Source organism: Acinetobacter sp. FDAARGOS_494 (assembly GCF_003812225.1).
GTDB classification, from domain to species: Bacteria; Pseudomonadota; Gammaproteobacteria; order Pseudomonadales; family Moraxellaceae; genus Acinetobacter; species Acinetobacter baumannii.
On record NZ_CP033866.1, the window covers coordinates 3,150,606 to 3,170,508 of the forward strand.

General features: G+C 39.0%; 21 protein-coding genes. 18 read left to right on the forward strand and 3 right to left on the reverse strand.

Features of this window, described 5'->3' with window-relative positions:
- Window positions 1–10: 10 nt before the first annotated feature.
- The 7 genes from pcaF to EG365_RS15420 all read left to right on the forward strand — a co-directional run bounded on the left by pcaF (window position 11) and on the right by EG365_RS15420 (window position 6,120).
- Window positions 11–1,219, forward strand: a complete 1,209-nt coding sequence (gene pcaF / locus EG365_RS15390) for a 3-oxoadipyl-CoA thiolase (protein WP_000390391.1) — start codon at window positions 11–13, stop codon at window positions 1,217–1,219.
- Window positions 1,220–1,259: 40 nt separating this feature from the next.
- Complete coding sequence (gene paaK, locus EG365_RS15395) at window positions 1,260–2,549, forward strand: phenylacetate--CoA ligase PaaK (protein ID WP_000377856.1); 1,290 nt, start codon at window positions 1,260–1,262, stop codon at window positions 2,547–2,549.
- Between the two features lie 53 nt (window positions 2,550–2,602).
- Window positions 2,603–3,568, forward strand: a complete 966-nt coding sequence (gene paaX / locus EG365_RS15400; protein WP_000062822.1) for a phenylacetic acid degradation operon negative regulatory protein PaaX — start codon at window positions 2,603–2,605, stop codon at window positions 3,566–3,568.
- The gene (locus EG365_RS15405; protein ID WP_001112257.1) at window positions 3,555–4,160 is read left to right on the forward strand and encodes a DapH/DapD/GlmU-related protein; all 606 of its coding nucleotides are present in this window, start codon (window positions 3,555–3,557) and stop codon (window positions 4,158–4,160) included. The genes paaX and EG365_RS15405 overlap by 14 nt, the downstream gene beginning before the upstream one ends.
- 77 nt (window positions 4,161–4,237) lie before the next feature.
- The gene (locus tag EG365_RS15410) at window positions 4,238–4,621 is read left to right on the forward strand and encodes a PaaI family thioesterase (protein ID WP_001171246.1); all 384 of its coding nucleotides are present in this window, start codon (window positions 4,238–4,240) and stop codon (window positions 4,619–4,621) included.
- Between the two features lie 178 nt (window positions 4,622–4,799).
- Window positions 4,800–5,297 (forward strand): hypothetical protein, encoded by a 498-nt coding sequence (locus EG365_RS15415; RefSeq protein WP_000622491.1) that lies wholly within the window; start codon window positions 4,800–4,802, stop codon window positions 5,295–5,297.
- On the forward strand, window positions 5,272–6,120 hold the full coding sequence (locus EG365_RS15420) for a hypothetical protein (protein WP_000766519.1): 849 nt from the start codon (window positions 5,272–5,274) through the stop codon (window positions 6,118–6,120). The genes EG365_RS15415 and EG365_RS15420 overlap by 26 nt, the downstream gene beginning before the upstream one ends.
- A gap of 54 nt (window positions 6,121–6,174) precedes the next feature.
- Here the strand turns inward: EG365_RS15420 and EG365_RS15425 are convergent, their stop codons facing one another.
- Window positions 6,175–7,371, reverse strand: a complete 1,197-nt coding sequence (locus EG365_RS15425; protein ID WP_000899794.1) for a reverse transcriptase domain-containing protein — start codon at window positions 7,369–7,371, stop codon at window positions 6,175–6,177.
- A 1,462-nt stretch (window positions 7,372–8,833) separates the two neighbouring features.
- On the opposite strand from EG365_RS15425, the gene EG365_RS15440 reads away from it, so the two are divergent.
- The 4 genes from EG365_RS15440 (at window position 8,834) to EG365_RS15455 (ending at window position 12,031) form a co-directional block, all read left to right on the forward strand.
- Entirely contained in the window at window positions 8,834–9,436 is a 603-nt protein-coding gene (locus EG365_RS15440) for a TetR/AcrR family transcriptional regulator (protein ID WP_001133075.1), read from the forward strand.
- A 200-nt stretch (window positions 9,437–9,636) separates the two neighbouring features.
- Entirely contained in the window at window positions 9,637–10,263 is a 627-nt protein-coding gene (locus EG365_RS15445) for a hypothetical protein (protein WP_000670341.1), read from the forward strand.
- Window positions 10,264–10,381: 118 nt separating this feature from the next.
- On the forward strand, window positions 10,382–11,446 hold the full coding sequence (locus tag EG365_RS15450; protein ID WP_001061479.1) for a catalase family peroxidase: 1,065 nt from the start codon (window positions 10,382–10,384) through the stop codon (window positions 11,444–11,446).
- Between the two features lie 12 nt (window positions 11,447–11,458).
- Window positions 11,459–12,031 (forward strand): cytochrome b, encoded by a 573-nt coding sequence (locus tag EG365_RS15455; protein ID WP_001180285.1) that lies wholly within the window; start codon window positions 11,459–11,461, stop codon window positions 12,029–12,031.
- 139 nt (window positions 12,032–12,170) lie between these two features.
- Here the strand turns inward: EG365_RS15455 and EG365_RS15460 are convergent, their stop codons facing one another.
- Both EG365_RS15460 and EG365_RS15465 read right to left on the reverse strand, forming a co-directional pair.
- Window positions 12,171–12,455, reverse strand: a complete 285-nt coding sequence (locus tag EG365_RS15460; RefSeq protein WP_001277471.1) for a DUF1330 domain-containing protein — start codon at window positions 12,453–12,455, stop codon at window positions 12,171–12,173.
- A gap of 62 nt (window positions 12,456–12,517) precedes the next feature.
- Window positions 12,518–13,180, reverse strand: coding sequence for a GntR family transcriptional regulator (locus tag EG365_RS15465; protein ID WP_001049495.1), 663 nt, complete (start codon window positions 13,178–13,180; stop codon window positions 12,518–12,520).
- Between the two features lie 152 nt (window positions 13,181–13,332).
- Between EG365_RS15465 and EG365_RS15470 the strand changes: the two genes are divergently transcribed.
- The 7 genes from EG365_RS15470 (at window position 13,333) to EG365_RS15500 (ending at window position 19,890) form a co-directional block, all read left to right on the forward strand.
- On the forward strand, window positions 13,333–13,935 hold the full coding sequence (locus EG365_RS15470; RefSeq protein WP_000420415.1) for an amino acid synthesis family protein: 603 nt from the start codon (window positions 13,333–13,335) through the stop codon (window positions 13,933–13,935).
- Window positions 13,904–14,695, forward strand: coding sequence for an alpha/beta fold hydrolase (locus EG365_RS15475; protein ID WP_000987214.1), 792 nt, complete (start codon window positions 13,904–13,906; stop codon window positions 14,693–14,695). Before EG365_RS15470 ends, EG365_RS15475 begins: the two co-directional genes overlap by 32 nt.
- A gap of 30 nt (window positions 14,696–14,725) precedes the next feature.
- Complete coding sequence (gene tgnA, locus EG365_RS15480; RefSeq protein WP_001293253.1) at window positions 14,726–15,658, forward strand: flavin-dependent trigonelline monooxygenase reductase component; 933 nt, start codon at window positions 14,726–14,728, stop codon at window positions 15,656–15,658.
- 2 nt (window positions 15,659–15,660) lie between these two features.
- Entirely contained in the window at window positions 15,661–16,698 is a 1,038-nt protein-coding gene (tgnB, locus tag EG365_RS15485; protein WP_001212567.1) for a flavin-dependent trigonelline monooxygenase oxygenase component, read from the forward strand.
- Window positions 16,699–16,709: 11 nt separating this feature from the next.
- The gene (gene tgnC, locus EG365_RS15490; RefSeq protein WP_000123058.1) at window positions 16,710–18,179 is read left to right on the forward strand and encodes a (Z)-2-((N-methylformamido)methylene)-5-hydroxybutyrolactone dehydrogenase; all 1,470 of its coding nucleotides are present in this window, start codon (window positions 16,710–16,712) and stop codon (window positions 18,177–18,179) included.
- 122 nt (window positions 18,180–18,301) lie between these two features.
- Window positions 18,302–18,445: a hypothetical protein gene (locus tag EG365_RS15495; protein WP_000934369.1), complete on the forward strand. Its 144-nt coding sequence runs from the start codon at window positions 18,302–18,304 to the stop codon at window positions 18,443–18,445.
- Window positions 18,446–18,483: 38 nt separating this feature from the next.
- On the forward strand, window positions 18,484–19,890 hold the full coding sequence (locus EG365_RS15500) for a purine-cytosine permease family protein (protein WP_000081163.1): 1,407 nt from the start codon (window positions 18,484–18,486) through the stop codon (window positions 19,888–19,890).
- Window positions 19,891–19,903 lie beyond the last annotated feature (13 nt).

A 19,903-nucleotide genomic window follows, 5' to 3' on the forward strand; every position in this document is an offset into this window, starting at 1 on the left:
AGGAGTCAACATGGAAGACGTTTTAATTTGCGATTTTATTCGTACCCCAATTGGACGATATGCAGGTGCCCTAAGTGCTGTACGTGCAGATGATTTAGCTGCATTACCCATCAAATATTTAAAAGATAAACACCCGAACCTACCGTGGAATACGGTAGACGAAGTATTTTTGGGATGTGCTAACCAAGCAGGTGAAGACAACCGTAACGTTGCACGTATGGCAACACTGTTAGCAGGCTTACCTGATACAGTGCCAGCCATGACCGTCAATCGCTTATGCGCTTCGGGTTTAGATGCAGTAGGCCTTGCAGCACGCTCAATTAAAGCTGGTGAAGCACAATTTGTGTTGGCAGGTGGTGTTGAGTCGATGAGCCGTGCGCCATTTGTACAAGCTAAACCGACCGAAGCGTTTAGCCGTACACCTGAAATTTATGACACCACCATTGGCTGGCGCTTTGTAAATAAGCAACTTAAAGCGCAATACGGCACCGACAGCATGCCCGAAACAGCCGAAAATGTAGCTGAAAAATATCAGATTAGTCGTGAAGACCAAGATGCGTTTGCATTGCGTAGCCAACAAAAAACCGCTGCGGCACAACAAAACGGTTTCTTTAACGATGAGATTTTGCCTGTCGAGATTACAGACCGTAAGAAAAACGTGAACGTTGTTAATCGAGACGAACATCCGCGTGAAACGACACTTGAAGCACTCGCTAAACTAAAAGCGCCGTTTAAAAAAGAAGGTGGTTCGGTGACTGCCGGAAATGCCTCTGGTGTAAATGACGGCGCTGCATGTGTGTTAATTACCAACCGTGAATTTGCAGATACACATGGTTTAAAACCATTAGCACGTGTAATTGGCATTGCAAGTGCAGGGGTTGAACCCAAATATATGGGTATAGGTCCTGTTCCGGCTGTGCAGAAAATTTTAAAGCAAACAGGTTTAACGCTAGATCAGATGGATGTGATTGAGCTGAATGAAGCATTCGCAGCCCAATCTTTGGCTTGTATGCGTGAACTTGGTCTAAAAGATGACGATGAACGCGTTAACCCAAATGGCGGTGCGATTGCACTCGGACATCCGCTCGGTATGAGTGGTACACGTTTAGTGATTACCGCAACACGTGAGCTAAAAAAACGAGGTGGACGCTATGCACTTTGCACGATGTGTGTAGGTGTTGGACAAGGTGTCGCACTGATTTTGGAAAACTTAAATTAACTTAGACGGTTTTTAAAATTACATAATGAGGAGAGAGGCGATGGACAGCCTTACAATGGATAATGTTGAGCAATTAACACTTGCAGAGCTTCGAGAGCTGCAAACTAAACGGTTAAAACAAACCCTGACTTTTGTATATGAAAATAGTCCGGTCTATAAGAAAAAGTTCGATGAAGCGGGTGTGCATCCTGACGACTTCGTAACTTTAGACGATCTGGCGAAGTTTCCATTTACCACCAAACAGGATTTAAGAGACAACTATCCGTTTGGTATGTTTGCCGTACCGCAAGAGCAAATTGTGCGTTTACATGCATCATCTGGTACAACGGGTAAACCGACTGTGGTGGGTTATACCCAAAAAGATATTAATACTTGGTCGGACATTGTTGCGCGTTGCTTACGCATGGCGGGTTTAACCGCGAAAGATATGGTTCAGGTGGCTTATGGCTATGGACTATTTACAGGTGGTCTAGGTGCACATTATGGTGCCGAGCGCTTAGGTGCAACGGTTATTCCAATGTCTGGCGGACAAACTGAAAAGCAAGTTCAGCTTATTCAAGACTTTAAACCGACTGCAATTATGGTTACGCCATCATATTGCGTGAGTATTATTGAAAAACTCGAACAACAATTTGGTACTGCACGTAATACGTCTTTAAAAGTCGGTATTTTTGGTGCCGAGCCGTGGACCAACGAACTGCGCCGTGAAATTGAAGAACGTCTCAATATTAAAGCACTCGATATTTATGGTTTGTCTGAGGTGATGGGTCCGGGTGTTGCGATGCAGTGCTTAGGTGAAGGCGAAGGGCTAACCATTTGGGAAGATCATTTCTACCCAGAAATTATTAACCCTGAAACAGGTGAAGTTTGTAAAGATGGTGAACTTGGCGAGCTAGTCTTTACCACCATTACCAAAGAAGGCTTGCCGATTATTCGTTACCGTACTCGTGATTTGACCCGCTTACTACCGGGTGAAAATCTGGCAATGCGTAAGATGGATAAAATTGTGGGCCGTAGCGACGACATGCTGATTATTCGCGGTGTGAACGTTTTCCCGACCCAAATTGAAGAGCAAATTTTGCAAGTTCCACATTTAGTTCCAAATTATGAAATTTTGGTGACTAAAAAAGGCCATATGGATACTTTGCATATTCGTACAGAGATGTGTCATAACTGTACTATACAGGCCAATCAACTTGCTCAGGAGTTGATGAAACGCATTAAAACCATGATTGGGATTAGCGTTACTGTAGAAGTTGTGACAGAAGCGACCTTACCTCGTTCGGAAGGTAAGGCAAAGCGGGTAATCGATATGCGTCAGATTGCTTAACATCAAGATCATTCAGGGTATAGAATCTATACCCTGAAACTAAACGCCAAGACATGAGTATGAGTGCAAAAATACAGCAAATAATTGATTCTGTTGTAAAGAATGAAACCTTAAGTGGAACTTCGCTTATTTCGACAATTTTTGGAGATTCAGTACTTCATCGGGGTGGAAATATCAGTCTTGCAAGCCTGATTCAGTTATTAGAGCTGTTTGGTTTTAATGACCGTGCTGTAAGAACCTCTGTTTTTCGTTTAGTTAAAAATGATTGGTTATGTTCAGATAAAATCGGCAGAACCAGTTTTTATCGAATTACCGATTCGAGCCGTTCGACTTATTTGCAGGCCGAGCAACGCATTTATAACGACCAGATGAAAGAGTGGGACCATTATTGGGATCTTATTCTGATGTCTAGCCTCGATACTGAAAATAAAGCGTTGTTAAAGAAAGAACTCGAATGGTTAGGATTTGCCAATATTTCTACAAACCTAATGGCGTATCCGGGTTGTAACCGTATTGAGCTGCAACGCTTGTTGGTTGACTTAAATATGAGTGAGCAAGTGGTGGTGTTTAAAGCCGAAACGTTGCAGCTCTTTAATAACTCGGTCGATACCATTGGACGTATGCTCAGAACCAACTGGCCCATCGATGAATTACGCCAAAGATATCTACAGTTTCTCGATATTTTTAGAGAAATTGGCGTGTTGCTGATGCAGGAAAACGAACAACTCGAACCTGTTCAGGCCTTTCAAATTCGAACTTTGCTGATTCATTATTATCGACGGATTTTATTGAAAGACCCTGCATTACCGCTTGAGTTGTTGCCAACTGACTGGCCTGCGATTAGTGCGCGAACGTTATCAATGAATATTTATAAAAAAGTATTTGAACCTGCGGATGAATACTTCTTGTCTGTTGCCGCAACAGCAGAAGGACCAATGCCAAATGCCACAGCACATTATTGGCGCCGTTTCGGAGGTTTGGTGGCGACAAATGAGAGGTTAAATCATGCCTTGTTATAGTATTGACGGTGTTATTCCAGTCGTTAGCCCAGACGCTTTTGTACACCCAACCGCTGTTTTAATTGGTGATGTGATTATTGAAGCGGGCGTATATGTAGGACCATTTGCTTCATTGCGTGCCGATTTTGGTCGTATTCATATTAAGCAAAATGCCAATATACAAGATAGCTGCACCGTACATGGTTTTCCGCAAAGCGTAACTTTAGTTGAGGAAATGGGGCACATTGGGCATGGCACAACTTTGCATGGCTGCCGCATTGGTAAAAATGTTTTGGTTGGCATGAACAGCGTAATTTTGGACTATGCCGAAATTGGTGAAAACACTATTATTGGTGCAAATAGCTTGGTCAAAACCAAAGATATAATTCCGGCAAATGTACTGGCAATGGGTAGCCCTGCCAAGGTTGCACGTGATTTATCAGAACAAGAAAAAAAGTGGAAAACCAGAGGCACGCAAGAATACATTGAACTTGCACAGCGCTGCTTAAACTCAATGCAAGAAGTTCAGCCTCTAACTTCAGAGTTGGATGACCGCCTGACCTATAAGGACTTTAGTTCTTCAAACTATCAGATTAAACAAGATAGCGTTTAACGGCTCTTAACAAGTCGATTTCAATACACATAGGTTTATAACACTTAAGGAATACTCGCACGAGTAGGGAGACGTTTGTGCAAAAAAATGAAACCACAGCGGTTGATCAATTCGCAGAGCTATTGGGTGTAGAAGTACTGCATCGCAGTTTTGATGAAGCGCGTTGCAAGCTTAATGTAAAAGACGAACACATGAATGCCTTGGGCGGTGTACATGGTGGAGTCATATTTTCTTTAGCCGATATCGCTTTTGCGATGGCGTGTAATGCAGGGGATGCGCCATATACTGGCCTACAAGCTGATATTCGCTATATGAGCGGTGCGAAAGATAGGGTGTTATTTGCAACGGCAACCAAGGTCGGAAGTAGTAAAAAATTTGCGCATTATGAAGTGTTGATAACAGACGGTTTGAATAATAGAGTCGCTTTGTTTACATCTACGTGTTACAGGCTTGCGCCGTGATATAAAGTTATTTGATTGTTAGATCCAGAGCAAAAATACATTAAGATAATAATAAAGTTGAATAAGCTGGTTATTTTCCAAAGCTAAGTATGGTTATCTTACTTAGCTTTGGTTTATATTAAATAGAAATAATTGAAAGAAAGTTTCAGATAAAATTTAAATTTTTAGGTGGGAATAAATGATTTCAGATCAATTGCTTAAGGTGGAAGAAACAGATTTAAACTTTTCAACTTTGAAAAATGAAAAACCTTTAATTTTAAATAGGGATGTTAGTGTATTAATTCTTCCTAGTGTTAGACAGAATGATGCATTTCATACTGGTACAATTGATATTTTTTCTTATTTACAAGAAGAATTAGGTGAAAATGAAGTTGAACTTTTTGCTTTTGATGAGGAGTATCAAGAGTTAGCATTACATTCAAAAGCACATTGGTTAGGTGTTTTTTTAGTAGCTCAAGTAGCTGTACCAATATTCACAAATGTTATGAGTGATTATATTTCAAATGAATTGCAGGCTAAAAGTGATGATGAAATAGAGGTTAATATTATAATTGAAAAGAACAACGATAAGAATATCAAGGTAGCCTATCGTGGTAAAGCTGAGCATATTAATAGTGTTCTAGATAAAGTTAATGAGTTGAGTAGAGACAATGAAGTTAATAGACATGCTAAATAATATAGATACTTTATTACTAAGCAATTCTACTAATGAAAGTCACTATAAAGTTGCTTTAGAAGAAGTTAGTAAACTGTTAGAAAATATTCAGGAACAAGGAGATGAAGATTTATCTAACTTTTTGTGGAAGTTGAAAACTATACTTATAATTAAAGATAGATATATTAAAACTTTCTTTTTATTGAAAGATAAGAAGCATTATGAAGCTTGGGTTCTATTAGAAAGGATAGAAATAGACATTTCTTTCCTAGAGAAAAATGTAGACGAAGATTTTATAAAAAAATATAAGTTGGATTTCTACAAAGAGATTGTTGAGAGTTGGCAATCGTTATTTCCTTACAAAATTTTCTTTAGTATTGGTGCAACAATAAAGCAGTATACATGTTCAATATGTGGGCATGTTATTCGGCCAAGGAATAAATGTATTCATAAAAAAGGTAAATTATATAATGGTAAATTGTGTGTGCATGTAGCAGATGGGGGCTGTGAGCTGAAAGAAATTTCTATGGTAAAAAATCCTGTCCAAAAATCATGTATACCAATGCTAGATTATGATTATAGCGCAGTTGATTTTATATCAGAAAGATTACAATCTCCTTTTGATTATTGGAAGCCATTTAAAACCAAAAAATTAATTGATCGTTCTGAATTTAATACTGTTGACGAAAATGATATGTGTCCATGTAAAGAATCTAAAAAAATATTCAAAGAATGCTGTTTTAATAAAGAAAAAATTGAATTTCCACATATTCATATACATTTTAGTAAATCACCCCCTTCTAATTTGGCTACAAGCTTAATTAAAATAGGTAGGAAATTGTAATGTGTGTATATAAATTAAATATAAGGTATTTAAAAATATTAGACAATTAAATATTTAATTGTCTAATAAATATTTTAAATATTGTGAATGTACTGTGCTAATATCAATTCCTAAATTTTTAAAAAGTAAATTAATAGCTTTTTGCTTTTCTAAAATTAGTATTTTATTGAAATCTTTTAAGTTTAAAGAATCGGCATCACTATAACAATGTTGATAACCAGAAATAATTTGTTCCATACGACTTATAGTTTTGGAGAAATTTAATTTCATTTTGAGATTATTTTGAATATTAGTTAGATGTAATAAATTATATTTTACATTTTCAATTACATGGGGTGGAATATACCAATTATATTTTTCATTTTCATAACGCAGATCTAAACCTAAAAAATTGACTGTTTCTTTAGGAGAAATAATTTGAGTCTTTGTATTTTCTTCAAGTGTGGGTAAAGTTAAATTTAATTTAAGTAACTCTTGAGAAACTTCTCTATAGACTTCTTTACATTGCTTTTCTGAGTCAAGAAAAAAAATTAGGTCATCAGCATAACGTACATGCTTGTATTTCTTCTTAATTAACCATTCATCAAAATCATTTAAATAGAAAGAAGCAAGGAGTGGAGAAATAGGCATACCTTGCCTTACGCCTTTCCTTAATTTAGAGTAAATTAGTTTTTTATAATCTTTATTATATTCATAAGGAATGCTTGGATCACAATAAATAATTGACTGGAATAAATAAAGTATATCTGGTGGCATTACATCCTTTATCTCATTTAATAATTTTGCTCGATCAATATTGTCAAAAAAAGAAGATATATCTGTCTTTAATACATAGGGTTTAGTATTTCTCAAATCCTTTGCTTTTTGACGAGCTTTTAAAATTCCTACACCAGAAACAGAAAAATCTTGGGATTTAAGAACAGCTAATTCATTTTTTAAATGTATTGAAATATAATAAATTAAGATCATCTGTATTAGGCGATCTCTAACTGTCGGTATGCAAATTAAACGTGGCTTTTTGTTTAATTCCTTTTTATTTTCAATAACTATAGGGTATAGAGATTGAAATTTATAATTGTTATTTTTTATAGAATTGAAAATATTTTCTGAATTAACTTTAATATCTTTTTCAAACTCTTTAATTGAAATATAATTGGTATGATATTTTTTATCGTAATTATTTATATTTTTCTTTTTAAACTCTTGGAAGTAAAAATCAAAACCTTCTTTTAAAAAATCATAAAATAACATTTTTAATAAAAACCTTCTGTTCCATTACGTACTTGTGAAGCTATCTCATAATGGTTAAAAAGGGGCACAGTTATCAACATGGACATAGCTCATCTCATCGGTGATAAGACTAGCCAGACCCTCGTCATGGTTCAGTTGACAAGCACATTGCTGTGTTTTCGCCCGAACCAAATGTTTACAACAGTGAGAGCAATTTATTGCCATCTTTTCTTGCGACATACTACTTCCATTATACCATAATAATATATCAAACAACAATACAATAATCTCCAAGAAAACACACATAACTAATTGATTTGTATGAATAATTACTGGTGTAATTATCACGGCAAACTGAATTAGCCATTGAATTTTTCGATAGATATTATATCGCCAAACCGCCTGCGCCATCACGCCCTCCATCTTGAAAATACCAAGTACCTTCCAAGTAAAGATAGCAAAAGGACTGTTATCAACATGGACATAGCTCATCTCATCGGTGATAAGACTAGCCAGACCCTCGTCATGGTTCAGTTGACAAGCACATTGCTGTGTTTTCGCCCGAACCAAATGTTTACAACAGTGAGAGCATTAATGAGTTAGTGCTGACCGTTTGGTTGCCTGACAATATAACATTTTTATTGTTGTATCAATATAGAGCTTTTTCTAATTAGTCATATTTAAAAATTTATATTTTTATGCTTCGATAAAGCAGTTAAAGTATTCCGATAACTTCTAAATGATATTAAGAATTAATTTAAATATCTATTTAATTTGAGAGATATAATGCTGATCATTTGAAAGAGGGGGGTAGCTAAATATTGCTGTATTTTATTTAGGCATGACTTCCCATCAATATTTATTGGTGATCCTATTTCTAGTTTACAACCCCCACTTAACAATAACCCACCCATTATTTAGCCTTACTTTTCTAATGATTTAATTTAAAACAAATGGCATTTTACGTGCTTGACTGTAAAAGGGTTGGGCACTATTCTTTGCCTGCTGGCCACATTGCCAGCCGGTCGTCGCGGACCGATTTTTTCGACCACATCAGGATTATTTCTTCTGAGGAATAGTCTTATGTGTAAACTCCCAGTCTCCTCCCGTAGCGGTAGGACGGGAGAGGGACACCTTCGGGTGTGCTGGAGTCGAAACCAGTCCGCGAACCCTTTCTCGTTCTGCCACCATAATTTCTATTCATGTCGGCAGAACTCCCAATAAAAAGGAGTTGGCTTTGCACATCCATTATTTCTTGGCTCTCAATGCCAAAAGCTATAACGACACAACTTAAAAAATAAAACAGCTTGAACGCCTTAAGGTTTTCAGGCTTAAAGTCATTTTTACTTAAAACTCAGCAACAACAAAACTTGAGATGTGCCAAGCACAGTCTTTACGGCTTTGCTGTGCCTTTTTTTCTCCCAAAAAGGGCACAGGCTTTTTTATCTCTACATACAACAAAAATTTTTATAACGGTAAAACTATGCCAAATTTAGCTCTCCCAACACGTACCTTATATGTTGTAAATAAAGCAATTGATCTGTTTCATCACCGTGGATTTCACCTTATTGGCGTCGACAGAATAGTGAAAGAATCAGAAATTACGAAAGCGACTTTTTATAATTACTTTCACTCTAAAGAAAGGCTTATTGAAATCTGCCTTATGGTGCAAAAAGAAAAGCTCCAAGAGCAAGTGGTCGCAATGGTCGAGTATGACTTAAGCACTCCCGCAATAGATAAACTTAAGAAGCTTTATTATTTACATACCGATTTAGAAGGGCCGTATTACTTATTATTTAAAGCTATTTTTGAGATTAAAAATAGTTATCCCAACGCTTATCAATCTGCAATGCGCTATAGAACATGGCTCAAAAATGAAATTTATAGTCAGCTTAGAGTGCTAAACGCGGATGCTTCTTTTACCGATGCCAAGCTATTTGTATATATGGTGGAGGGCACAATCATTCAGCTTTTAAGCTCAGATGGGGCAATCGAGCGGGAAAAGATGTTGGATTATTTTTTAAACTCTTTTGTTAGAAATTTTAGTCCATGTATGTTTACTCATGTCGATGCTAGCAAGTGCTAGCCTGTTCTTCTATGACGGCTTATATGTAAAAGCTAGACGAGTTGTTTTGAAGGGGGAGAGAAATAATAAATAAAGCCTCCTTAGAAAGGCTGCTTGTGTACAAAAGAATATAAAAACAGCAAGTAACACTTACTCAAGTGTCATTTTAAACTGATTGGTATTTATACAATATAGTTATCAGATCACAAGGATATGAACTAATGAAATTTCTAAAATTTTTAACTTTTAGCACGATTCTTACCTTATCCGCACATACCTATGCGACAGTGGGTGGTGGACAAAAAATTGAAGTATTGGGCTATCAGCAAAAAGAGAAGAAACTTTATGTATTAAGACATTATGAAGATGGCCGAGGACGCCTACCACAACTATATTATTATCTATTAAATAGTAAATCGCCTGATAAACTGATTGAAGTTAAATCTCTCTATATCAATCCAAAAACACATAAGATTGATTATGATCAAGATAGTACAGCGTTTAATAAGGCACTTAATAAAATTAAAAGGAATTTAACTCCTTTGATCGTAAGTAATAGTAAGACTGTAAAAATTCAAACATTAAAAACTCATCAGAATCAGATATCGTCTTGGTTTGATCCTTCAGGAAAGATCACGCAATATAAAACAGAATATGTTGTAAAATCGCCGTCTTTACAAAGTAAGACCCATGTTGCGGTTCATTACAGCAAAGCAATAAAAATTTCCCAAAATTATAGTGTGCCTAAACAAAATAAGAGGTTGGTTATCGTTAAATATTTGGGGGTTCCAGAAGAAACTGGTTACGATATTGAAGACCCTGTTTTACTACTACCTATAAAAAAATAAGCTTAAGCGTAAATTATTTTCTTGGTTCAAAAGGACGACAGGATAAGAAGTCCTGCGTATTTTATAGGATAAAACTTTTCTTTATAAATGCAGCTATATAATTTACACAGGATGAAGAATGAATAATTTGAATTTTAAAACGCTAAAGAAGTACTGGCTGCGATTCGTGGGTATTGCTGTAATCGCAGGCGCTTTAGTATTGGCATTTGCTTGGACCGCTGGTCTATTTGGACATCGAACAACATCCAAAACTTTTTTGGGTGACACATTAAAGAACTTTGATCCCGGATATCGACGAGCACATGGTAAAGGTATTTGTTTTGATGGCACTTACCATAGTAATGGTGCGGCAGCAGCACTCTCTAAAGCCACTGTATTTGCCAAGTCTGATATACCAGCAATTGGCCGATTTTCTATTGGAAGCGGTAACCCGCATGCGGCAGATAATTCTACCGCAACAGTGAGTATGGCTTTATTACTTTCTCCAGCCGATCATTCGCAGTGGCGCATGAAATTAAACAACTTTCCTTATTTCCCGACTCGAAATGCTGAAGGTTTTTTGGCGCAGCAAAAAGCATTTAAACCAGTTCCGTCTACTGGGAAACCTGATCCAGCCCTTGTTGAGGCGTTTTTAAAAGAATATCCCGAAGCGCGTAAGTCTATTGAGCAAAAGGCCAAGATGCCATTAACTGGTAGTTTCAGCGGTGCAGAATTTTATGTCGTAAATGCCTTTATATTGCGGGCAGCCAATGGACAAGAACAGCCAGTCCGTTGGTCTATGCGTCCTCATTCAAAATTTATTAGTCTGACGAAAGAACAACGTGATCAAGCTGATCATGATTTCTTATTTAAAGACATCAAAAAACGTTTGGCTGAAGGGCCGCTCTATTGGGACTTAGTATTGCAACTTGCCGAGCCAGGAGACCCAGTGAATGACCCATCTCAGCCTTGGCCAAAAGACCGTAAAGAAGTTATAGCCGGAACATTAGAAGTCAAAAATGTAACTGATCAGGTAAATGGCGCTTGTCGTGATATTAACTTTGACCCAACTTTGGTGCCACCCGGAATTGAGTTATCAGATGACCCAGTACTCGCAGCACGAGCGGCGATCTATTCACAGTCTTATAATGCTCGATTACGTGAAATTGGATTTGGCAAAGCAACGGATGCCGTGGGCAAATAGGAGAGATGAACAATGCAAAATAAATCTAACGATAATGCTCCACGTCATTTTAATTTGACTGCGCGAATACTGCATTGGCTTATGGCGGCAGCAATTCTGGCTATGCTATTTATTGGGGTAGGAATGACCACCTCAATGACTTGGCGTCCGTGGTTAATTGATATTCACCGTCCTTTAGGAATCGCAATCTTACTATTGGTCATCATAAGATTAATAAATCGACTCTGTTATCCAATTCCACCTTTGCCGCCGTCTGTACCACGCTGGCAAGCGTTTCTTGCTCATGCATCACATTGGCTACTTTATATTTTGATGTTTAGTTTGCCATTGCTCGGATGGGCAACGCTATCGGCAGGTAATTGGCCTGTCACTTTATTTCCGGGTTGGGATCTTCCACCTATAGCACCAACCAACTCTACGCTTTACGCTTGGTTCCGTACTCTACACGGAATTTTGGCTTGGTTATTATTTGCTGTCGTTATTGGTCATCTATCTGCTGCATTATTACATGCATGGATTTATCGCGATGGCGTATTTTCGAGTATGGCTTTGGGGCCTTCTTCTAAAAAAGAAGAAGCTGATTAGTTTGCTTGAAATTTTTCGATTGAACGATGAGTTAATGGTGAGGTTTTTATAAGGTTTATTTAAAACATATAAATAAGCTCGCTGATATAACAACTTAAAATAGAATTGATTTCTCAAGTTGAGAAATCAATTCAGCAATTTAGATCCCTTCAACAAAACTCACCATGACATCACAGCAGCCTTGGCGTTTACTTTTGGCAAGCTGATATTCAGGTGAAAAATAACATTCACGTGCAGTTTCCATATCTGGAAACTCAATCACCACGTGACGTTCAAACTCTTGTCCTTCTAAGACTTCCGAGGCACCGCCACGCGCAAGAAACTTGGCGCCGTACTTTTGAAAAGCTTGCGGAGCAGTGGCCATATATTGTTTATATTGTTCCATATCATGAATGGTGACATGAGCAATCCAGTACGCAGACATATCGTATTTCCCTATAACTTATTCAATAAAGGTCTATTTACCTTTTCCTAAAATTTGTGATTTCACGCATCTAAAATATTTTTTGCGACAGCAGCAGCTTCAGCAATATGTTCAGCAACAGCTTGTTTTGCCTTTTCAGGGTCTTTGTGAAGATAAATGGCCTCACACATATTTTTAATACGTTGATAACCTGAAATTTCACGCTTTGTCGATTTCATGGTCATGGCACGAAGACGGCTAATTCGACCGTTTAAACGTTGAACCACTTCCCAAGCAATATGGTGATTGGCAGTAGTAAAAATAGTTTCATAAAGCCGAGTAGAGGTCGCAATAATGAGATTGATGTCATCGGCGGCAAACGCAGCTTTAAGATCTTCTAATAGAAGTTTTAATTTTTCAGCAGTTTTTTCATCTAGATTTTTAGTGCAGTCAACCACAGCACTTTGCTCTAACAAAAGACGAATTTCATAAATTTGTGAAGCGATGTCCCAGTTAAGTAGCGAAACAATAGGGCCTTTATTTGGCAGAATCTCGACTAAACCTTCTGCTTCCAAATAACGAATCACTTCGCGAACTACAGAACGGCTTACGCCAAGTTCTTCACATAACGTTCTTTCAACCAATCTTTTTCCTGAAGGGAAATAGCCCGTAATAATGGCATTACGCACTTTATCTAAACACAGCTCTCGTAAAGTTACGGGCGGGTTCTCAATTTTAAGATTCATAGGTAATTAAATTTTCCTGTTTTTTAACATGTTGAGTTTCATTACATGTATTTCAATAAAAATTAGCATAGCAAACTCTTGCTTTTTTTTCAGTATGTATTATGGTATACCATAATACGAATGACAAGATAATTTACTTGCAAGGAAGAGCAATGGAACTCATACGTAAAACTGTACTTCATGTAGAAACCACTTATGTAGATGGCGGCAAAGAAGCAGCTAAGCCTTTAAAAATGGTGGCAGCCGCAGCGGTAATTAAAAATCCGTGGGCAGGGCAAGGTTATGTAGAAAACCTAACACCGGAAATTCGTCGCATTGCGCCGATCTTAAGCGAGCATTTAACCAAGCTTATTCTTGATGAAGTCGGTTCGGGCGAAGCCGTTGAAGCTTTTGGTAAAAGTGCAGTGGTGGGCTTAAATGGTGAACTTGAGCATGCATCAGCTTTAATTCACACCTTACATTTTGGTAATACTTACCGTAGTGCTGTTGGCGCGAAGTCTTATTTGGCATTTAACAATACCCGTGGCCCAGCAAATGCACCGATTTTAATTCCAATGATGGATAAAAATGACGAAGGCCGCCGTTCTCATTACTTAACATTGCAATTTGCAATTCCAGATGCACCTGCTGCTGACGAACTGGTTGTTGTGATTGGTGCAGCGACAGGTGGTCGACCACATCATCGTATTGGTGATCGTTATAAAGATTTGGAAGAGTTAGGTCATGATGTCAAAAACCCTGCAGCTGTCAAATAACCGTATTGCTCACTATTTTGAGCAAGGCGAAGGAGAGCCTCTGGTTCTGATCCATGGAGTGGGAATGCAAGCTGCGGCATGGTATCCACAAATTGAATATTTTTCTAAACATTATCATGTGATTTCAGTAGATATGCCGGGACATGGTCAAAGTACCAAATTACCGGCAGACGCAAAATTACAAGATTTTGTTGAATGGACCATCGAATTTATTACAGCCTTAAATTTAGGCCCGGTAAATTTAGCAGGGCATTCAATGGGCTCGCTAATTACTACAGGCGTCAGTGTTACCCGTCCTGATTTAGTTAAACGGATGGCTGTACTCAATGGTGTGTATAAACGGACACCACAGGCACGTCATGCAGTCATCCAAAGAGCTGAAGAGTTAAAAACAGGCCGTATTGATGTTGAAACTCCGCTACAACGCTGGTTTGGTGAAAGTGAAGTCGAGCGTATAGCTGCTGCCAAAGTGAAAACTTGGCTCGAAAATGTCGACTTGTCTGGTTATACCACTGCGTATTCTGCGTTTGCACAAGGCGATGAAACCTATGCAGATGACTGGTCAAAGATCACTTGTCCTGCTTTGGTGTTGACCGGAACGGATGATCCGAATTCAACAGCGGAAATGGCATTACAAATGGCAAAACAGGCAAAGCATGGCACTGCAATTGTCATTGAAAATGAACGTCACATGGTGAACTTAACTGCACCTGACAAAGTGAATAATGCAATGCAAGCGTGGTTGGAAACCAGCGTTTAATTTGCCACACATTGCTGAAGGAATATAACAATGAGTGAAATGGATACGATTAATAAAATGCGTGAACTACGTGATGCTTTCGGGTCATTTATGACAGGCGTTACGGTGGTCACAACCTGTAAAGAAGATGGAACGCCACTTGGCTTTACAGCGAACTCTTTTGCTTCGGTGTCTTTGGACCCAGCTTTACTTCTAGTGAGTATTGCCAAGACATCAAGCAATTATCATAACTTTGCAAATACCACTCATTTTGCAATCAATATTTTGGCAGAAGAGCAAAAGGATGTTTCAAATACTTTTGCTCGTCCAAGCGAAGACCGTTTTGCAAATCTTTCATGGTCAAAAAGCGCTTGCCAGAACCCGCTGATCGATCATGTCAGTGCATGGTTTGACTGTACTACCTACCAAGTTGTCGATGCTGGTGACCATGCGATTTTAATTGGTAAAGTTGAAGATTTTGCTTCGACCGGTTTTGCAGGTCTTGGTTATTATCGTGGTGGATATTTCACACCAGCCAAACTTTCTGCCGAGGTGATCTCTGGCCCTAAAGTGGTGATGAGTGCCATTATTGGACATGAAAATACCATTTTACTTGAAGAAACTGCCGATCATAAATGGACTATTCCGCATGTCATGGTAGATAAAGACGGTGCAGATAAAGCGCTCGAGAAAATCTTTGCACAATATCAGCCAGATGCTTCTGCCAACTTCATTTACTCTGTATATGAAAACGTTGAAAACCAGCAGCAATATATTTCATTTTTATGCAACACACCCGTAGCTCAAGCCACTAAAGGTCAGTTTGTCGATTTAAATGATCTTGAGAAACTTGAGTTTGTAGACAGTGCTTTAGAAAGTATGCTGATGCGCTATCGCAAAGAAAACCATTTGAAAACTTATGGTGTTTATTACGGAAATCAGACAACAGGTACAGTTCGTCAAATCGTTAAAGAGGAAGTTTAATCATGCGTTTTTCATTATTTGTGCATATGGAACGTGTTTCTGATCAGCAAACCCAGAAGCAGCTTTATGATGAAATGATTGAGCTTTGTCAAATTGCAGACCGTGGCGGTATGCATGCGGTTTGGACAGGCGAACACCATGCCATGAACTTTACCATTGCACCGAACCCATTTTTAAATCTGGTCGATTTAGCGAATAAAACCAAAAATGTTCGTTTAGGTACAGGTACGGTGGTAGCGCCATTCTGGCATCCGATTAAACTTGCAGGTGAAGCTGCAATGACCGACATTATTACCAATGGCCGTTTAGATATTGGTATTGCTCGTGGTGCTTATTCGTTTGAATATGAACGTATGGTTCCGGGCATGGATGCATGGAGTGCAGGTCAGCGTTTACGTGAAATGATTCCCGCAATTAAAAACCTTTGGAAAGGCGATTATGAGCATAACGGGGAATTTTGGCAGTTTCCAAAAACGACTTCGGCGCCTCAACCGCTTCAACAACCGCATCCACCAATTTGGGTTGCTGTCCGTGATCCAAATAGCCACGAATTTGCTGTGCAAAATGGCTGTAATATACAGGTAACGCCGTTACATTTAGGTGACGAAGAAGTTGAAAAGCTCATGGGACATTTCAATGCAGCTTGTGAAAAGTTCAGTGATGTACCGCGTCCGGAAATTATGTTGCTCCGCCATACCTATGTGGCAGATAGTGAAGAAGATGCTCAACTGGCAGCAGATGAAATCAATACCTTCTATAACTACTTCGGCGCTTGGTTTAAAAATGAGCGTGAAATTAAACAAGGTTTAATTGCACCTTTAAGCCCTGAAGAAATTGCTGCACATCCTTTTTATACACCTGAGGCGATGCGCAAAAATAACGTGATTGGACAAGCCCAAGAAGTCATTGACCGCTTAAAAGCTTATGAAGCAATGGGCTATAACGAATATTCTTTCTGGATTGATACGGGCATGAGCTTTGAGCGTAAAAAAGCATCATTAGAACGTATGATCAATGAAGTTATGCCGGCATTTGCATAGAGGCGAATATCATGACAGCAGATTTTCAGCTTTATATTAATGGTCAGTTTGAATCTGGTGCAGCGACGTTTGAAAGTATTAATCCTGCAACAGGTGAAGTTTGGGCACACATGCCGGAAGCTCGAACCGATGAAGTCAACCGAGCAGTTCAAGCGGCATCTCAGGCGTTAAAAGCACCGGAGTGGGCAGGTTTAACGGCCTCCCAGCGCGGTAAATTGCTCTATAAGTTGGCTGATTTAATTGAAAAAGCTGCACCGCAACTTGCCCAAATTGAAACCAGTGATACGGGCAAGATTATTCGTGAAACATCGAGCCAGATTGCCTATGTCGCTGAATATTATCGCTACTATGCAGGTATTGCCGACAAATTAGAGGGTAGTTTTCTACCGATTGATAAGGCAGACATGCAAGCATGGATTGTTCGTGAACCAGTAGGTGTGGTTGCTGCAATTGTTCCTTGGAACAGTCAGTTATTTTTATCGGCAGTGAAGGTAGGGCCAGCTTTAGCAGCAGGTTGTACGGTCGTGCTAAAAGCTTCTGAAGACGGCCCTGGACCATTGTTAGCCTTTGCCAAATTAGTCCATGAAGCGGGTTTTCCGGCTGGAGTGGTCAACGTGATTACCGGTTTCGGACCTGAATGTGGCGCCGTGCTGAGTAGTCATCCGGACGTTGCTCATGTTGCGTTTACAGGTGGTCCAGAAACGGCAAGGCACATTGTGCGTAACTCGGCTGAAAATCTTGCAAAAGTTTCACTCGAATTAGGTGGCAAATCACCATTTATTGTATTTGCTGATGCAGATATTCAAAGTGCGGTAAATGCTCAGGTCGCTGCTATTTTTGCGGCCACAGGGCAGAGTTGTGTAGCAGGTTCACGTTTACTGGTTGAAGAAAGCATTAAAGATGAATTTGTTCAGCGTTTGGTTGAGCGTGTACAAACCATAAAAATTGGTTTACCTCATGAGATGGCAACCGAGTTTGGACCACTTTGTACCTTACGCCAACGCCAAAAAATTGAGCAAGTCATTGCAAGCTCAATCCAGCAAGGTGCAAAACTTCTTACTGGTGGTAAAAGCATTGAGCGAGCAGGGTATTACTATCCACCGACCATTTTAGATTGCACCGATGCACCTCAAGCAGATTGCATTACCACGGAATTATTTGGTCCGGTGTTATCGGTAGATAGTTTCAAAGATGAAGCGGAAGCTGTGCAAAAAGCCAATAGTACGCCTTACGGGCTGGCAGCAGGCGTTTTTACCACCAATTTAAGCCGTGCTCACCGTATGACCAAAGTCATTGGGTCGGGAATTGTTTGGTTAAATACTTACCGCGCGGTTTCTCCACTTGCGCCTTTTGGTGGACATGGGCTTTCGGGACATGGGCGGGAAGGTGGCGCAAATGCTGTTTTAGATTACACCACCACCAAAACAGTTTGGTTACGTACCTCAGATGAGCCAATTGATGACCCATTTGTCATGAGATAAATCATGACTTGAGGCATGAAAATATATCGGGATTTTAATTTCAAGGATGAAAAAATGAATCAGTCAAACTCAGCAATCGCCTAAAGCTTTAAATAGTTGAAAACGTAAAACTAGATGTATCGATGCTTAATCAAGTATTGATCGGACTGGCTTTACCTTTTTCTTGGCTAAAACAACACAAACAGAAGTATGAGCTGTTTGTAAAAGGAAATAAAAAGATGAAGCCGAGTCATATTGAAATGACTTTGGCTGGGCAGATTTTTTGATGTTGAGGAAATGAATTCCTCAAAGAGAGATTAAGGATATGAGCCAAAACGAAAATAGCAATAATGCTTTCGCTATCGAAAGTCATTCTATTGATTATGTTGCTCCCTCTGAACGTAATGGGAAAGTTCGCGATCTATTCACATTATGGTTTTGTACCAATATTGCACCGCTTGCCGTGATTACGGGTGCAATGTCAATTTTAACGTTTAACCTCAATATTGTAAGTGCATTGCTTGCGATCTGCTGCGGACATTTTTTTGGTGCAGCGATTTTAGCTTTAACCTCTGCACAAGGCCCACAGGTCGGCATTCCTCAAATGATTCAGAGCCGTGCGCAGTTCGGGCGTTATGGGGCATTGCTGGTTGTACTGTTTACTACCCTCATTTATTTAGGTTTTTTCATCTCTAACATTATTTTGTCAGGCAAAACCCTTCATACCGTTGTTCCTGCTATTCCTGTGCCGACTGCGACCGTGATTGGTGCAATTGCAGCAACCACAATAGGCGTGATTGGTTATCACTTTATTCATAAGTTCAATAAAATTGGAACTTGGTTTATGGGTGGTTCGTTGCTCATCGGCCTCATGATTATGGTGCCGCATATTAATGCAGATGTACTTGCCAAAGGCTCTTTCAATATGAAAGGCTGGTTTGCCATGTTTGGTTTGTGTGCGGTATGGCAAATTAGTTTCTCGCCTTATACCTCAGACTATTCACGATATTTACCGAAGTCGATTGGTATTTATAAGCCATTTATCTTTACCTATTTAGGCGCATCGTTAGGAACCATTTTTGCGATGGCATTTGGTACGATCGCGGTTAGTATTGGCTCAACCACAGATGCCATGGAAGCGGTAAAGTCAGGCACTGGGTTGTTCGGCTATGTCCTTATGATTTTGTTCTTATGCAATATCATTGGTCATAATGCCATGAACCTCTACGGTGCGGTTCTTTCTTGTATTACCTCTATTCAGACTTTTGCAGGGCAGTGGATGCCAAGCCGAAATATCCGAGTCGTGTTATCAATCATTGTATTAGTTCTAGCGACTTTAACGGCGCTTTGGGCATCAAGTAACTTTATTAGTTTCTTCTTGAATGTGATTTTTGCCTTGTTATTTATTTTGGTGCCGTGGGTGTCTATTAATTTATTAGATTTCTATGTCGTGAATAAAAAGTCTTATGACATTCAATCGATCTTTGCACGTGATGGTGGTATTTACGGCAAATTTAATGCAAAAGCGCTTACGGCTTATTTCATTGGGATTGCGGTACAAATTCCGTTCTTAAAAAATGCGTTTTTCACAGGTGCACTGGCCGATGTAATTCCGGATGCGGATATTTCATGGGTTATTGGATTGGTGGTGAGTCTGGTGGTGTATTACGTCTTTAATCTAGGAAAGATTAAATGTTCTGCACCTGCATTAAACGCAAAATTACCTCAATAAGCATTGTAGTGAA

What these genes read in the sequence shown, in the direction of transcription:
- EG365_RS15405 (WP_001112257.1), top strand. Translation starts at nt 3,555, where the DNA reads ATGCCTTGTTATAGTATTGACGGTGTTATTCCAGTCGTTAGCCCAGAC.
- paaX (WP_000062822.1), top strand. Translation starts at nt 2,603, where the DNA reads ATGAGTATGAGTGCAAAAATACAGCAAATAATTGATTCTGTTGTAAAG.
- EG365_RS15450 (WP_001061479.1), top strand. Translation starts at nt 10,382, where the DNA reads ATGAATAATTTGAATTTTAAAACGCTAAAGAAGTACTGGCTGCGATTC.
- EG365_RS15440 (WP_001133075.1), top strand. Translation starts at nt 8,834, where the DNA reads ATGCCAAATTTAGCTCTCCCAACACGTACCTTATATGTTGTAAATAAA.
- tgnB (WP_001212567.1), top strand. Translation starts at nt 15,661, where the DNA reads ATGCGTTTTTCATTATTTGTGCATATGGAACGTGTTTCTGATCAGCAA.
- paaK (WP_000377856.1), top strand. Translation starts at nt 1,260, where the DNA reads ATGGACAGCCTTACAATGGATAATGTTGAGCAATTAACACTTGCAGAG.
- EG365_RS15460 (WP_001277471.1), bottom strand. Translation starts at nt 12,455, where the DNA reads ATGTCTGCGTACTGGATTGCTCATGTCACCATTCATGATATGGAACAA.
- EG365_RS15465 (WP_001049495.1), bottom strand. Translation starts at nt 13,180, where the DNA reads ATGAATCTTAAAATTGAGAACCCGCCCGTAACTTTACGAGAGCTGTGT.
- tgnC (WP_000123058.1), top strand. Translation starts at nt 16,710, where the DNA reads ATGACAGCAGATTTTCAGCTTTATATTAATGGTCAGTTTGAATCTGGT.
- EG365_RS15475 (WP_000987214.1), top strand. Translation starts at nt 13,904, where the DNA reads ATGATGTCAAAAACCCTGCAGCTGTCAAATAACCGTATTGCTCACTAT.
- EG365_RS15420 (WP_000766519.1), top strand. Translation starts at nt 5,272, where the DNA reads ATGAAGTTAATAGACATGCTAAATAATATAGATACTTTATTACTAAGC.
- tgnA (WP_001293253.1), top strand. Translation starts at nt 14,726, where the DNA reads ATGAGTGAAATGGATACGATTAATAAAATGCGTGAACTACGTGATGCT.
- EG365_RS15495 (WP_000934369.1), top strand. Translation starts at nt 18,302, where the DNA reads ATGCTTAATCAAGTATTGATCGGACTGGCTTTACCTTTTTCTTGGCTA.
- EG365_RS15415 (WP_000622491.1), top strand. Translation starts at nt 4,800, where the DNA reads ATGATTTCAGATCAATTGCTTAAGGTGGAAGAAACAGATTTAAACTTT.
- EG365_RS15445 (WP_000670341.1), top strand. Translation starts at nt 9,637, where the DNA reads ATGAAATTTCTAAAATTTTTAACTTTTAGCACGATTCTTACCTTATCC.
- pcaF (WP_000390391.1), top strand. Translation starts at nt 11, where the DNA reads ATGGAAGACGTTTTAATTTGCGATTTTATTCGTACCCCAATTGGACGA.
- EG365_RS15500 (WP_000081163.1), top strand. Translation starts at nt 18,484, where the DNA reads ATGAGCCAAAACGAAAATAGCAATAATGCTTTCGCTATCGAAAGTCAT.
- EG365_RS15425 (WP_000899794.1), bottom strand. Translation starts at nt 7,371, where the DNA reads ATGTTATTTTATGATTTTTTAAAAGAAGGTTTTGATTTTTACTTCCAA.
- EG365_RS15470 (WP_000420415.1), top strand. Translation starts at nt 13,333, where the DNA reads ATGGAACTCATACGTAAAACTGTACTTCATGTAGAAACCACTTATGTA.
- EG365_RS15455 (WP_001180285.1), top strand. Translation starts at nt 11,459, where the DNA reads ATGCAAAATAAATCTAACGATAATGCTCCACGTCATTTTAATTTGACT.